This window comes from Arthrobacter sp. R3-55 (genome assembly GCF_054161505.1).
The window spans coordinates 3,202,207-3,216,889 of sequence record NZ_CP096423.1; the positions used below are offsets into that span (position 1 = coordinate 3,202,207).

Sequence of the window (14,683 nt, forward strand, 5' to 3'; positions counted from 1 at the left end):
CCGCAGTAAAACTGCGGCCTACTTTGATGGGAAGAACGGGTCTTAGCCCTCGACGCCCAGCTTCTCCAGGATGAGTTCGCGGACTCGTCCTGCGTCGGCCTGACCACGGGTGGCCTTCATGACGCCGCCGACAATCGCGCCAATGGCTTGGACCTTGCCGCCACGGATCTTCTCCGCCACGTCCGGCTGTGCTGCCAGTGCTGCATCGATGGCTTCCAGGAGCGGACCGTCGTCGGATACAACGGCAAGGCCGCGCTTCTCAACGATTTCCGCCGGAGTACCTTCGCCGGCGAGCACGCCGTCCAGGACCTGGGTGGCCATCTTGTTGTTGATCTTGCCGTCTTCAACCAGCTTGTTCAGCTCCACAATCACCTGCGGAGTCACACCGAGCTCGGAAGGATCGACGTCAGCTACCTTGGCGCGGCCCACGATCTCACCCATCCACCACTTGCGGGCAACATCAGCCGAGGCACCTGCTGCAATGGTTTCCTCGATGGAGTCCATGACACCGGCGTTCACTACATCGCGGAATTCCAGATCCGAGTATCCCCAAGCTTCCTTGAGACGCTTACGGCGCTCGGCCGGCGGCTCGGGAAGGGTAGCGCGGAGTTCCTCCACCCACTCACGGGAGGCAACGACGGGAACCAGGTCCGGCTCCGGGAAGTAGCGGTAATCGTCAGCGTCGGACTTGGGCCGGCCTGACGTCGTCGAACGCGTGTCCTCGTGCCAGTGGCGCGTCTCCTGGATGACCGGCTCGCCGGAGTCAAGGACGGCAGCGTGGCGCTGGATTTCGTAACGTACGGCGTGCTCGACGGCGCGCAGTGAGTTCACGTTCTTGGTCTCCGAACGGATACCGAAACGTTCACGGCCGTGCGGGCGGAGGGAAACGTTGGCGTCGCAACGGACGTTGCCGCGCTCCATCTTGGCATCGGAAACGCCAAGGTTCTTCACGATTTCACGGACAGCCGCGACGTAGGCCTTGGCCAGTTCAGGCGCACGGCTGCCGGCGCCCTCAATGGGCTTGGTGACAATTTCCACCAACGGAACACCCGAACGGTTGTAATCCACCAGCGAGTAGTCGGCTCCTTGGATACGGCCCGCAGCGCCACCCATGTGGGTCAGCTTGCCGGCGTCCTCCTCCATGTGGGCGCGCTCGATCTCCACGCGGAAGACGGTGCCGTCCTCGAGCTCGATGTCGAGGTAACCGTCATAGGCGATCGGCTCGTCGTACTGCGAGGTCTGGAAGTTCTTGGGAGTGTCCGGGTAGAAGTAGTTCTTCCGGGCAAAACGGCACGATTCGGCGATCTTGCAGTTCAGGGCAAGGCCGATCTTGATGGAAGACTCCACCGCTGTCTTGTTGACAACGGGTAGGACGCCGGGCATGCCCAGGTCAACCTCGTTGACGTTGGTGTTCGGCTCATCACCGAAAACGTTCGGTGCGGAGGAGAACATCTTGGTCTTGGTGTTGAGCTCCACGTGGACCTCGAAACCCAGAACAGGATCGTACTTCTCCATGGCCTCTTCGAAGCTCAGGGTTGCATCGACGGACATTAGTTGGAACCTCCGGCGGTGGTGGATGCTGCGCCAAGGACAGCATTTTTCAGATCGGGCGCCTGCGCAAGGATCGGGCCGCCCCACTTCTCTTCGAGCATGGATTCAAGGACGGCGCCCACGCGGTACAGGCGGGCATCCTGGCGGGCAGGAGCCAACAGCTGGATACCAACCGGCAGGCCGTCTTCGTCAGCCAGGCCGGCCGGCAGGGACAGGCCCGGGATACCGGCAAGGTTAGCCGGGATGGTGGCGACGTCGTTCAGGTACATCGCCAGCGGATCATCCAGCTTCTCCCCCAGCTTGAACGCCGTGGTGGGCGCAGTGGGCGAAATCAGGACATCAGCATTGGCGAAGGCGGCGTCGAAGTCACGTTGGATCAGCGTACGGACCTTCTGTGCCGAGCCGTAGTAAGCGTCGTAGTAGCCAGCGCTCAGTGCGTAGGTACCGAGGATGATACGGCGCTTGACTTCGTCGCCGAAACCGGCCGCACGGGTAGCACCCATGACCCGCTCGATGGTCATGGGACCGTCCTTGGGCAGCACGCGCATGCCGAAGCGAACGCCGTCGAACTTGGCCAGGTTGCTGGACACCTCGGAGGGCATGATCAGGTAGTAGGCACCCAGGGCGTACTTAAGGTTGGGGCAGGAAACCTCAACAATTTCAGCGCCCGCGTCCTTCAGCAGCTGAAGGGACTCGTTGAAACGGTTCTCGACGCCGGCCTGGTAACCCTCGCCGTGAAGCTCCTTGACGATGCCGATCTTCATGCCGGCAACGTTGCCCACGCGGGCGGCGGCAACAAGATCATTGAAGGGATCAGTCAGCGACGTGGAGTCGAAGGGATCGTGGCCGCCGATGACTTCCTGCAGCAGCGCAGAGTCCAGTACTGTCCGGGACACAGGGCCGATCTGGTCCAGCGACGACGCCATGGCAATGGCGCCATAACGTGAAACAGCGCCGTAGGTCGGCTTCACGCCAACCGTTCCGGTGACGGCACCCGGCTGGCGGATGGAGCCACCGGTGTCCGTGCCGAGCGCCAACGGCGCTTCGAAAGCGGCGACGGCGGCAGCGGAGCCACCGCCCGAACCGCCGGGAATGCGGTCCAGGTCCCACGGGTTGCGCGTAGGGCCATAGGCCGAGTGCTCGGTGGAAGAGCCCATGGCGAATTCGTCCAGGTTGGTCTTACCCAGGATGGGCATCTTGGCCGCGCGCAGCTTCTTCACCACAGTGGCGTCGTACGGGCTGTGCCAGCCCTCAAGGATCTTCGAACCGGCCGTCGTCGGCTGGCCGATCGTGACGATGAGGTCCTTGACAGCAATGGGCACACCAGCGAGGGCATGCAGTTCCTCGGCAGCAGAGCCGCCGGCGGCACGGGCAGCGTCAACCTCGGCCGCGACAGCCAAAGCCTCTTCAGTATTGACGTGCAGGAAGGCGTGGATACCATCGGCTCCGCCATCAACAAGGGCGATACGGTCAAGGTGCGCCTGCGTCACCTCGACGGCGGTCACCTCGCGGGCGGCCAGCTTCTCAGCGAGATCGGCAGCGGAGTGGCGGATGAGTTCGTTCTTCAGCTCAGTCATAGTGATTAGTCCTCATCCAGGATTGCGGGGACCTTGAAACGGTTCTCGTAAGCATCCGGCGCGCCGGACAACGCCTGCTCAGCGGTGAATGTGTGGCCCACAACGTCCTCGCGGAACACATTGGTCAACGGAATCGGGTGTGACGTCGCCGGGACGTCCTCCCCCGCAGCTTCGCTCACGCTCTTGACCGAATCCACAATGACAGCAAGCTCAACAGCCATCCTGTCCAGTTCTTCGGCACTCATTTCAATGTGAGCCAGACGCGCAAGATGCGCGACGTCGTCACGGTTGATCGCAGCCATGGATCTCCCCTGCAAAGTTCAAATGGTTTTCCGAACCAGTCTACTTGGCTTGGGTGTGCCGGTCAGACGCTACGCCCGGGAGCCATCCTCCGCGTGCTCGCTCGTTCCTCGCTTGGACGCACGCTTCCGGATGCCTCCAGGCTTTCGCAGCTTGTCCCGCCATCAACGCAAACGAGACAGCAGAGCGGGCCATTCACGCTCTGCTGTCTCGTTGGGGGTTTAGGCAGGTCAGCCGATGCCGATGGCTCCCGTCAGGACACCCACTGCCAGCATGACCACCGAGATCACTGCCGTGCGCCACAGGACCTTCTTGTGGTGATCGCCCAGGTCCACCTTGGCCAGGGAGACCAGCAGGAGGATGGCAGGAACCAAGGGGCTCTGCAGGTGGAATGGCTGCCCGGTGATGGAGGCACGGGCCATATCCACTGCATCGACGCCGTAGTGCGCGGCGGTTTCGGAGAGGACCGGAAGGACACCGAAGTAGAAGGCGTCGTTGCTCATGAAGAAGGTCATGGGGATGCTGAGCAGGCCGGTGATGATGGCCATGAACGGGCCCATGTCTGCCGGGATGATCTGGACCAGCCACTCGGACATTGCCTTGACCATGCCGGTTCCATTGAGGACACCGGTGAGGACTGCGGCGGCCATGACCATGCTGACCACAGCGACGATGGACGGTGCGTGAGCGATCAACTGCGCGCCTTGGTCCTTGACCTTGGGGAAGTTGACCAGCAGGGCGATCGCGGAGCCCACCATGAACACGAACGGCAGCGGAACAATGTTGGCTACCAGGACAACCATGACGGCGACCGTGAGGCCCAGGTTGAACCAGAACAGTTTGGGACGCAGCGTGGAGCGGTTGGGGTCCAGCGCGGTGTCCGCCATGGCGGTGTCATGGAGGTCCACCAGGGTTGCCGGATCTTCAAGAACCGCGACGGAGGAACCTCCACCCGCGCCCGGCTTGCTTGAGGTCGAGCCGTTGCGTCCGAAGCTGAAACGGCCGGCGCCGAATCCTGAACCTGAGCCCGAACCGGCGGTGACGGCACCGCCGTGGCCGTTGCCGCCGTCGAACGCTTCGGAAGGCTCGGCGACGTCGCCCCAGATTTCGGGAGCGGTGGTGCGGAGGCGGTTGCGTTCCTGCAGGCCCAGCAGCCAGGCGAAGACCAGGACCACGATGAGGCCGACGATGAGGGACGGGACCATGGGGACGAAGACGTCGTTGACATCAAGGTTGAGCGCGGTGGCTGCACGGGCGGTAGGGCCGCCCCACGGCAGGATGTTCATGGTGCCGTTGGCCAGGCCGGCCACGCAGGTGAGGACCACCGGGCTCATCTTGAGCCGCAGGTAGACCGGGAGCATGGCGGCCGTGGTGAGGATAAAGGTGGTGGAGCCGTCACCGTCCAAGGAGACCGCGGCTGCAAGGATCGCAGTACCGAGGACAACCTTGGCGGGGTCGTTGCCCAACTTGCGGAGGATGAACTTCACCAACGGATCAAAGAGTCCGACGTCGATCATCAGGCCGAAGTAGATAATGGCGAACATGAGGAGCGCAGCCGTGGACGTCATGGACTTCATGGATTCCATCACCATGTCGCCGATGCCGAGGCCCGCCCCGGCGAACAAGCCGAAGACGGTGGGGACGATGATCAGCGCCAGTACTGGCGTCAATTTTTTGGTCATGATCAGGACCATGAATACCGCAATCATTGCGAATCCAAGCAAAACCAGCACGGCCGGCTCCTTACTACTGTGAATGGCGCCACGTCGGTGTGATGCGCACTACAGACGATATGGTGGCGTCCGTCACGGGGAGGGGTTTGTGTGAATTGTCAGGAATAATGCTCGTTACGAAGGTTTTGCGCATTGTGCGCAGTGTTTGAATGGAGCATGCGTTTCTCCACCCAAACCCTCCTCCTCCAGCTTGGAGTGGTCCTGCTGGTGGTCCTGCTCAGCGGCGCAGTCCATGCGTGGCTGGTGTACGAACGGATCGGCGACGAAGCCGAAAACCAGGCGCTCACCCTCGCCCGGACTGTTGCTGCGGATCCTGGTATCAGATCCAACGTCCAAGCCATCAGCAGGGAAGAAGGGACGCCTCCCCCGGATATCCTTGCGGCCGGCCCCCTTCAGGCTGCCGCTGAAGCCGTGCGAAACCGGACGGGCGCCCTGTTCGTGGTCATCACGGACGAAACCGGGCTCCGGCTGGCCCATCCCGAGAAGGCCCGCTTGGGCGAGCGCGTCAGCACGGACCCGTCCGTGGCTCTCGGAGGACAGGAGATCACCACCCGCAACACCGGGACTTTGGGACCTTCGGCCGGGGCCAAAGTACCCGTCTACGCCCCGGGGGCTTCCGGTGCCATTGTGGGCGAAGTCAGTGTGGGCTATTCCGTGGAGTCGCTCAGCAACAGCCTTGCCCGCGACATTGCGCCCATTGCCCTGACCGCCGGGGGTTCTTTGGTGGCCGGCGTGTTGGCATCGTTCCTGCTCCGGCGCAGGCTGCAGCGGCTCACCCTCGGCTTGGAGCCCGAGGAAATCAGCACCCTCGTCCACGACCAAGTGGCCGTACTTCAAGGCGTCGACGACGGCGTGATCGGCATTGCCGCGGACGGGCGCATCTCTGTGTTCAATGCCGCTGCCGCCCGGCTCTTGGACATGCCCGATGCCACGGGACAGGATTGGGTCTCCGCCGCCGTTCCCGAACACCTCAAGCAGCTCACCCAGCCGGCGGCCCGTGACGCCGAAGCCGTGGAAATCGTGGCGGGCGGGCGCGTCCTGGTTGCCAGCGCACGCAAGGCCTGGCATCGCAAGGAGGACCTCGGCTGGGTGGTCATGCTGCGGGACCGCACCGAACTGCAGCAGCTGACCCGCCAACTCGATGCCGTGGGGACCATGTCCACGGCCCTCCGCGCCCAGCGCCATGAGTTCGCCAACCAACTCCACACCATCGCCGGTTTCATCAGCATCGGCCAGTACGATTCCGCAAAAGATTACCTTGCGCGCATCTCGGCCACGGGCCCGCTGAAGTTCCCGGTGGAACAGGCCGAATTGCTTCAGGATCCGTATTTGCAGGCCTTCATCGGCGCCAAGGGTGTGGAAGCTTCGGAACGCGGCGTGGCCCTCCGGGTCGGACCCGAAACACTGGTTCGTGGACACGTGGCCGATCCCCAGGACGTGACCACGGTCCTTGGCAACCTGATCGACAACGCGGTGAGTGCCGCCGTCGTCGGTTCCGCCGTGGACCGCTGGGTGGAGGTTGAACTGCTTGATGACGCCGCCACAGCCGGCGGGACTTTGCACATCGTGGTGGGAGACTCCGGCGACGGTTTGGGGAGCCTTGAACCTGAAGAAGTCTTCGCGGAAGGATTCACGACGTCGGAACACCCGGTACGCTCGGGGGCTGGACAAGGTTTGGGGCTGGCGCTGGTGCGGCAGCTTGCGCGGCGGCGCGGCGGTGATGTCCGCGTCCTGGAGCCCGGGAGCCAGGGCGGCCCCGGCGCGGTATTCATGGCAACGATCCCCGGCGTCATGGATGCTGCGGAGGGTATTACCGGAACCGACTCGACGTTGAGGGAGGACAGCAATGGCTGAGGATTTACGCGTGCTGATTGTGGATGACGACTTCCACGTTGCAAGGCTCCACGCCGCCTACGTGGATTCGGTGGCCGGATTCATGGCCTTGGCACCGGCGGGGTCGGTGTCCCAGGCTTTGCAGGCCATCCATAGCCTGCGCCCCGATCTGGTGCTGCTGGACGTATACCTCCCGGACGGCTCCGGCCTGGATCTGTTGGGCCAATTGGACGTGGATGCCATCATGCTAACGGCGGCCTCTGACGCCCAATCCATCAAGGTCGCTTTGCGTCGCGGCGCTTTGGGGTACATGCTCAAGCCCTTCACCGCTGAGTCCCTGTCCCAGCAGCTCCGTTCCTACGCCAGGTATCGGCGGATTTTGGGGCAGCAGACGGCCGTTGACCAAGGCACCATTGAACGGGCCAAACGCTCCCTGATCCCCGGAGACGTCACCCCTACGGCCAAACCCCGCTCCGCCACCGAAGCGGCCGTCCTGGAATCGTTGCTTCCCGGTGAGCAGTATTCAGCCGCCGAGGTCGCGGAACGCGTTGGCGTTTCCCGGGCCACAGCGCAACGGTACCTGTCCTCGCTGGCGGACGATGGCGCCGTCGAAATCCAGTTGCGCTACGGGACCACGGGCCGGCCGGAACACCGGTACGGCGTCCCGGCCTGACCCAAGTAAGTAGCATTTGTGCGCTACGCGGACTTTTGCGCTACCAACTCGATCTCTACCAACATCTCCGGGTCGAGGAACGGCAGGACGTGCACCAAGGACAGCGTGGGACGGATCTCGCCGAACACTTCACCGTGGGCGCGGCCGGCGTCCTCCCACTTACTGATGTCCGTCAGGTACAGCTTGGACTGGACGACGTCCTGGTAGGAGAATCCGGCGTCTTCCAGGACAGCACCGAGCTTTTCAAGGATGTACTTGGTCTGCGAGTAGAAGTCCTCGCCCACAATGCCATCAGGTCCGGAGGCGGCCGTCGCCGAAATGAAAAGGGTGTTGTCCACCTGGACAGCCCGGGAGTATCCAAGGGTCTGTTCCCAGACCGAGCCCGTGCCGAATGTCTTGCGCATGCCGCGCCCTCCTGTCGCTTCGCGGTCCTTTGACCGGCGTTTACGAAGGAAACTTTATGACTGTGGAAGGTCCAGCCGGTAAACGAACAGTTTTATGTCGGTGCCGGGCACAAACCAGTCGCGGTGCGGTGCGCGGTCAAAGCCGGTACGTGCATAGAGGGCGTTGGCACTTTCCCAGGTGGCACCGGTGGTCAGGGACACTGCCTTGATACCGTCCATGGCTTTGGCTTGATCCACCACGGCCTGCACCAGGGCCCTGCCCGCACCGGAGCGTTGGACTGACGGATCCACTACCAGGGTTCGGAGTTCCAGTTCGTCCTCGAGGCCGATGTCGGAGAAACCGCCGCCGGCAGGTGCCGCGGTGACGGAGCCGATGATTTGGCCATTGCGCTCTGCCACCAGGATCTCTGCGTGCTCCGCGCGTCCAGCCACGTCCTGAAGCTTCTGCAGGTACGGGTGGTCGGCGTCACCGTAGTACCCCGCGGTGACGTAAGAATCCTGCGTAATGCGGGCAACGGCGTCGTAGTCTTCGGGCAGGGCGGGACGGACGGTAATCGGCGAAAGCACCTACCAATGGTAGTCGCGTGAGAGGCAGGAACAGCGCCGGAATGGCCTTTTCGTGATGGAGCTATCAGTCACGTTCGAAAAGTACGACGCCGGACGGCTGGCGCTACGCTGTTCGCTTCCGGCCGCGGGGGCCGTTTTTGTGTTGCCCCACGTGGCGCCTGATGGAGCCGCGTTTCGTGCCATGAAGCCCGGTTTCGCGCTGTTGCGGGGACATGTCGGACTGCTGGCGGAGGCCGTCGGACCCGTGCTTGAGTTGCCACACACCGGCCCCAAACCCGTCCTGACCACGAGGAGAACCATGACCCCGCCAGACCGCCAATTGCACCTGAACGCGTTCCTGATGAGCACAGGGCACCACGAGGCATCGTGGCGTCTTCCCGAGAGTGACCCTTTTGCCTCCACCAACGTGGAGCACTACCAGCACCTTGCCCGCACAGCGGAACGGGGAAAGCTGGACTCCATCTTCTTCGCAGATTCCCCGGTGCTGTTCGGGGAGGTAGGCCGGCGCCCGGCAGGGAAGTTGGAGCCCACAGTGCTGCTGACGGCCCTCGCCGCAGCGACCCGGAAAGTTGGCCTGATCGCTACCGCTTCCACCACCTACAACGATCCCTTCAATCTTGCCCGCCGCTTTGCCTCCGTTGATTGGGTCAGCGGAGGCCGTGCTGGGTGGAACGTCGTGACGACGGCCGGCCCGGATGCCGCGCGGAACTTCGGTGTTGACGATCAGCCCGCACACGCAGTCCGATACGAACGAGCTGCCGAATTTATCGAAGTGGCCCGGAAGCTGTGGGACAGCTGGGAAGACGACGCCATCCTGGCGGACAAGGCCGATGGCGTCTGGGGTGACGACACCAAGATCCGCACCATCGACCACGAAGGAAAGCACTTCCGCGTCCGTGGCCCCCTGAACGTGCCCCGTTCCCCGCAAGGCCACCCTTTGATGGTGCAGGCCGGGTCCTCGGACAACGGTAAGAACCTGGCAGCACAGTATGCAGAAGCCGTCTTCACGGCCCACCAGACGCTGGCCGATGCCCAGGCCTTCTATTCAGACCTCAAGGCCCGCACCGCAGCGGCCGGACGGGACCCCGAAGGCATCAAGATCCTGCCCGGAATCGTCCCCGTGATCGGCTCCACCGAGGCCGAAGCCCTCCAACTCGAGCGGGAACTGGACCAGCTCATCAAGCCCGAGTACGCCCGTGAACAATTGGCCAAGGCACTCCGTTTGTCCCCCGAGGACCTCCCCTTGGACCGCCAACTCCCCGCCGACCTGCCCTCAGAGGACGAGATTGAGGGAGCCAAGAGCCGCTACACGCTCATTGTGGAGCTGGCCAGGCGCGAACAGCTCACCGTCCGGCAGCTGATTGGACGCCTGGGTGGCGGACGCGGCCACCGGACGTTCTCCGGTACGCCCGAACAGGTGGCCGACGCTATCCAGGACTGGTTCTTTGCCGGTGCCGCTGATGGCTTCAACATCATGCCGCCCGTGCTGCCTTCCGGTTTGGAGGTCTTCGTGGACCAGGTGGTCCCCATCCTTCAGCGGCGTGGACTTTTCCGGACCGAGTACACGGCCTCCACGCTCCGTGGTCACTACGGGCTGGCACGCCCTGAGAACCGTTACGCCGGAAGCGCCCCGCAGGAGCTCACATCCATAGGCTCTGCCTTCTGAGCCGGATTCCAGCCTGAGCCGGATTTCAGCGCTTGGGCCAACTCCATGGCGGCCCCTCCAACGGGCCCAGACCCTTGATCCTGGTCTCGCCCATGTCCTTGTACAACTCATGTTCATGGGCGGCGCCGCTGCTCCGCAAAGCACTCAACAAGGCTTCAGAGTGGGTCACCACGATCATCTGGCTGTTGGCACTGGCTTGGACGATCAGTCCGGCCAGTGCCGGCATCAGGTCAACGTGGAGGCTGGTCTCGGGTTCGTTCAAGACCATGAGCTCCGGCGGTCGCGGGGTCAGCAACGCAGCTGTCAGCAAAAGGAACCGCAGGGTCCCATCCGATAGCTCGGCAGCCTTCATGGGCCGCAGCATGCCCGGCTGCCGCAGCTCCACGCTGAACCGGCCGTCGTGGACGGCTATTTCCAGCCGGCTCCCGGGAAAGGCATGCCCGACGGCGGCATCCAACTGCCGCTCGAACCCCACCTCCCGCAATGTCTGGAGCGCAGCAGCGAGATCCTTGCCGCTATGGTGCAGAACCGGAGTACGTGTGCCAAGTTGCGCCTGACGCGCCGGAGCTTCGGCATCTGTGCGGAAGTGATCGTAGAACCGCCAGGACCGCACTGAATCCCGAACCCTCAGCACTTCCGGCGCCCGATCCTGGTCCGAAACCTCGGTCAGCATGCTCTGGAAAGTATCCAGGCGCCGCGACAACTCGGCCCACTCCCCTCTCGGTCCCCGTAATCTGGCCAAGCTTCCCTTCCGGTCCACCAGCAAAGACCCCGGCCTGGCTACGGGGCCGGAGAAGATCTGCTCGCGTTTTATTTCCGGGTCAAGGCTGAAGGCCGAGGGGCGGGGCCGGCCGGTTTCCGGATCAAACCCGGAGCCGCTGCCCGCAGGCATCCCCAAATCCACCAGGTATCCGAAGTCGTCGCCGGAGTAACCCAGCTTCAAATTCACGGACTCACGCCGGACAGTGCCTTGGACAGGCACGTCGCCGCGGCGCATGGCATCACTGATGGATTCCGGACCGGCCCACAGCGTGGAGGCCAGGCCGCCGTCACGCGCAAGTGATCCCACCACATTTCCGGAATCTCCCCCAGCGCACTCGGCCAGCAGACGCAGGGCGCGGTACAACGAGGATTTGCCGCTGCCGTTGGCCCCGGTCACGATGTCCAGCCCATGCAATTCCATGGCAAGATCCCGGATTGACCGGTAGTTGGCGATGGCGAGGCTTCTGATCACGGGTTGCTGGCTACAAGGGGAACTTGCCGGACAGTTCCAGGGTCCCCGCGCACATCCAGGCCGCCAAACGATCCTCGGTGCTGGGCCCACCATTGAGGGGGCTTTCCAACCGTGGCCTGCGAACCCAGCATCCGGCTTCCTCCGCCACCAAGGCTCCCGCGGAAAAGTCGTGCTCGTTCAGTCCACGCTCGCCGTAGGCGTCAAACGTTCCATCCGCCACCAGGCAGAGGTCCAGGGCAGCGGAACCAAGGCGCCGGACGTCGGCGAATCCTTCCATGAGCTCGGCCAAGCCGGCGGATTGGCTGGCACGGGTCGCGGGATCGTAACTGAAACCCGTTGCCAGGATCAGGCCGGTCCGGCCGGGAACAGGACCTGCCAATCTGGTGATCTCTCCCCCGACCTCAAGCCAGGCTCCTTGTCCCCGGGCGGCCGAATAGACGCGACCCAAGGCAGGTGCGTGGACCACGCCGGCCAGCCATACGCCGTCGGAATCGGCCACCGCCACAGAGGTGGCGTAGTAGGCGATGTTACGGATGAAGTTGGTGGTCCCGTCCAGGGGGTCAATGGACCAGCGGTATCCGGAAGGCGTCTCAGGCCTGGTGGTGCCGTGTTCCTCCCCGGTGATGGTGTCATGGGGCCGCTCGGCAAGGATGGCTTCGCGGACAGCGTTCTCAGCCGCGACGTCAAAGGCAGTAACCCAGTCGCCGGCCTCGCCCTTGTTGCTGGTTTCGAGCCCATCGCCACCCGTGCCGCTGATGGACCGCTGCGCGAGCACAGCAGCACCGGCAGCAGCGGCACGTTGGGCTACAGCCAGGAGCCCGTTCACGTCAGTCATTCGGAGTCCGTCCCGGCAGTATCTTCTTGGGTTGCTGCTTCAGGTGCCGATTCCGGTGCTGCTTCGGTCTCCGGCTCAGCGGCGGCGGGACCGTTGGCAAGGAGCTCGCGGAATCCGTCCTCGTCCAGCACAGGAACACCGAGCTGTTCCGCTTTATCCAGCTTGGTCCCTGCACTCTCGCCGGCTACCAGGTAGCTGGTCTTCTTTGACACTGAACCGGACGCCTTCCCGCCACGGATGATGATGGCCTCCTTGGCTTCGTCGCGGCTGAAGTTGGGCAAAGTACCGGTCACCACGATGGTGAGGCCTTCGAGTGTCCGCGGCATGGAAGTGTCACGTTCGTCCTCCATCCGCACACCTGCCGCAGCCCAGCTGTCCACGATCTCGTTGTGCCAGTCCACGGCGAACCATTCCTTCAAGGCCACCGCAATGGTGGGACCCACTCCATCCACATGCGCCATCTGCTCTTCGGTGGCGTTACGGATGGCGTCCATGCTGCCAAATGCCGTAGCCAGTGCCCGCGAGGCGGTGGGGCCCACATGCCTGATGGAGAGCGCAACCAGGACACGCCAGAGCGGTTGCTTCTTGGCCTTCTCCAACTCCACGAACAATTTCTCCGTGGTAGCCGTTGGCTTGGACGGAGACTTGGCCGTTCCCTTGGTGTAGAAATACGGAACGAGCTCGTACTCGCCCGTGCCCACGCCCTTTGAACGCTTCTCCCTACGGATCAGGACATTTGCCAGGTCTTCGGGCTTCAGGCTGAACAGGCCCGCTTCGCTGGTCAGCGGAGGCGTTTCAGGCTCCGCCGGCTGGGTGAGGGCGATGGCCGCTTCCCACCCCAAAGCTTCAATATCGAACGCACCACGGCCCGCGAGGTGGAAGACCCGCTCACGCAGTTGCGACGGGCACGACTTCGCATTGGGGCAGCGGATGTCCACGTCGCTTTCCTTGGCAGGAGCCAGCGGGGTGCCGCAGGACGGGCACTCCGTGGGCATCACAAACTCCCGGACCGGAGGGTCCTGCTTCTCACGCAGGGCAAGTACCGGGCCCACGATCTCCGGAATGACATCCCCGGCCTTTCGGAGGATCACGATGTCACCGATCATGACGCCCTTGGCCTTGACCACGTCCTGGTTGTGCAGCGTAGCCATGCCGACGGTGGAGCCGGCCACCTTGACAGGTTCCATCAAACCGAAGGGAGTGACCCGCCCGGTGCGGCCAACGTTGACGGCAATATCCAGGAGCTTGGTGTGGACTTCCTCCGGTGGGTATTTATACGCCGCAGCCCATCGGGGAACCCGGGAGGTATAGCCGAGGGCGCGCTGGGTGGCGAAGTCATCGATCTTGACCACAATGCCGTCGATCTCATGCGCCAGGTCATGGCGGTGCTCGCCGTAGTGCGCAATGAATTCAAGGACCTCGTCAAAAGAGTCCAGGACTTTGAGGTAGGGACTGGTGGGCAGGCCCCAAGCCTCCAGCAGCTTGTATGTTTCGGACTGGCTCTTGGCGTCAAGGCCTTCGCGGGCACCGATGCCGTGGACGTACATGCTCAGCGGCCGCTTTGCCGTTTCGGCGGGATCCTTTTGCCGCAGTGAACCGGCCGCAGCATTCCGGGGGTTGGCCAGCGGGGCCTTGCCGGCAGCTACAAGGGTCTCGTTGAATTCGACGAAGGCCTTGGAGGGGATGAACACCTCACCACGAATCTCGACTTCGGACGGATACCCGGAACCGCTGAGCTCCCGCGGGATTTCCTTAATGGTGAGGACGTTGTGCGTGATGTCTTCGCCGGTTGTGCCATCCCCGCGTGTGGCAGCGCGGACCAGTTTGCCGTCGCGGTAGAGGAGGTTCACGGCGAGGCCGTCGATCTTCAACTCGGTCAGCCAGGCGATGGGTGGAACAGAGTCTCCGAGCTTCGCCACGGACGCTTCTGCCTTCCGCACCCAAGCCTCGAGCTCATCGAGGGAGAAGACGTCATCCAAGCTGTACATCCGTTGCAGGTGCTCTACGGCCGCAAAGGCCGAGGAGACCTCACCGCCCACTTCCTGCGTGGGGGAATCATTGGAGACCAGTTCAGGATGAAGTGCCTCCAACTCCTCCAGCCGCCGGTACAGCTCATCAAACTCGGCGTCCGATACCGTGGGCGAGTCTTCCTGGTAATAGGCATACCTGTATTTACGGACGAGGTCGGCCAGGTGCTCGTACTCGTCCCGCAAGGACTCCGAGGGCGGAGTGCCCTCTGTTTCAACACCGGCCTCAGCCGTGTCCTCACCTGTGGTTTCTACCGGATTCGCAGTTTCTGGTGTGCTCACA

At 63.4% G+C, this 14,683-nt stretch carries 12 protein-coding genes; 3 read left to right on the forward strand and 9 right to left on the reverse strand.

The window, feature by feature from the left end:
• Positions 1 to 42: 42 nt before the first annotated feature.
• The 4 genes from gatB to M1D51_RS14840 form a co-directional block, all read right to left on the reverse strand.
• Positions 43 to 1,551 carry an Asp-tRNA(Asn)/Glu-tRNA(Gln) amidotransferase subunit GatB gene (gatB, locus tag M1D51_RS14825; protein ID WP_089594286.1) on the reverse strand — a complete coding sequence of 503 codons (1,509 nt, stop codon included), beginning with the start codon at positions 1,549 to 1,551 and terminating at the stop codon, positions 43 to 45.
• Positions 1,551 to 3,128: an Asp-tRNA(Asn)/Glu-tRNA(Gln) amidotransferase subunit GatA gene (gene gatA / locus M1D51_RS14830; protein ID WP_458107024.1), complete on the reverse strand. Its 1,578-nt coding sequence runs from the start codon at positions 3,126 to 3,128 to the stop codon at positions 1,551 to 1,553. The genes gatB and gatA overlap by 1 nt, the downstream gene beginning before the upstream one ends.
• Positions 3,129 to 3,133: 5 nt before the next feature.
• On the reverse strand, positions 3,134 to 3,430 hold the full coding sequence (gene gatC, locus M1D51_RS14835; protein WP_017199363.1) for an Asp-tRNA(Asn)/Glu-tRNA(Gln) amidotransferase subunit GatC: 297 nt from the start codon (positions 3,428 to 3,430) through the stop codon (positions 3,134 to 3,136).
• 228 nt (positions 3,431 to 3,658) lie between these two features.
• Positions 3,659 to 5,161 (reverse strand): CitMHS family transporter, encoded by a 1,503-nt coding sequence (locus M1D51_RS14840; RefSeq protein WP_458107025.1) that lies wholly within the window; start codon positions 5,159 to 5,161, stop codon positions 3,659 to 3,661.
• Positions 5,162 to 5,317: 156 nt separating this feature from the next.
• Here M1D51_RS14840 and M1D51_RS14845 point away from each other — a divergent pair, with 156 nt between their 5' ends.
• Both M1D51_RS14845 and M1D51_RS14850 read left to right on the forward strand, forming a co-directional pair.
• Positions 5,318 to 7,015 carry an ATP-binding protein gene (locus M1D51_RS14845; protein WP_458107026.1) on the forward strand — a complete coding sequence of 566 codons (1,698 nt, stop codon included), beginning with the start codon at positions 5,318 to 5,320 and terminating at the stop codon, positions 7,013 to 7,015.
• Complete coding sequence (locus M1D51_RS14850) at positions 7,008 to 7,667, forward strand: response regulator (RefSeq protein WP_172322024.1); 660 nt, start codon at positions 7,008 to 7,010, stop codon at positions 7,665 to 7,667. Before M1D51_RS14845 ends, M1D51_RS14850 begins: the two co-directional genes overlap by 8 nt.
• Before the next feature lie 23 nt (positions 7,668 to 7,690).
• Here M1D51_RS14850 and M1D51_RS14855 read toward each other — a convergent pair whose 3' ends face one another.
• Positions 7,691 to 8,071 carry a RidA family protein gene (locus M1D51_RS14855; protein ID WP_172322023.1) on the reverse strand — a complete coding sequence of 127 codons (381 nt, stop codon included), beginning with the start codon at positions 8,069 to 8,071 and terminating at the stop codon, positions 7,691 to 7,693.
• 54 nt (positions 8,072 to 8,125) lie between these two features.
• Positions 8,126 to 8,638, reverse strand: coding sequence for a GNAT family N-acetyltransferase (locus tag M1D51_RS14860; RefSeq protein ID WP_172322022.1), 513 nt, complete (start codon positions 8,636 to 8,638; stop codon positions 8,126 to 8,128).
• A 298-nt stretch (positions 8,639 to 8,936) separates the two neighbouring features.
• Between M1D51_RS14860 and M1D51_RS14865 the strand changes: the two genes are divergently transcribed.
• Complete coding sequence (locus M1D51_RS14865; RefSeq protein ID WP_458107027.1) at positions 8,937 to 10,304, forward strand: LLM class flavin-dependent oxidoreductase; 1,368 nt, start codon at positions 8,937 to 8,939, stop codon at positions 10,302 to 10,304.
• 25 nt (positions 10,305 to 10,329) lie between these two features.
• Here the strand turns inward: M1D51_RS14865 and M1D51_RS14870 are convergent, their stop codons facing one another.
• From M1D51_RS14870 to ligA, 3 genes are read right to left on the reverse strand one after another with little or no spacing between them, the layout of a single operon-like run.
• Positions 10,330 to 11,538 carry an AAA family ATPase gene (locus tag M1D51_RS14870; protein WP_458107028.1) on the reverse strand — a complete coding sequence of 403 codons (1,209 nt, stop codon included), beginning with the start codon at positions 11,536 to 11,538 and terminating at the stop codon, positions 10,330 to 10,332.
• A 10-nt stretch (positions 11,539 to 11,548) separates the two neighbouring features.
• Positions 11,549 to 12,373: an inositol monophosphatase family protein gene (locus M1D51_RS14875; RefSeq protein WP_458107029.1), complete on the reverse strand. Its 825-nt coding sequence runs from the start codon at positions 12,371 to 12,373 to the stop codon at positions 11,549 to 11,551.
• The gene (gene ligA, locus M1D51_RS14880; RefSeq protein WP_458107030.1) at positions 12,370 to 14,682 is read right to left on the reverse strand and encodes an NAD-dependent DNA ligase LigA; all 2,313 of its coding nucleotides are present in this window, start codon (positions 14,680 to 14,682) and stop codon (positions 12,370 to 12,372) included. Before ligA ends, M1D51_RS14875 begins: the two co-directional genes overlap by 4 nt.
• Position 14,683: the final 1 nt, after the last annotated feature.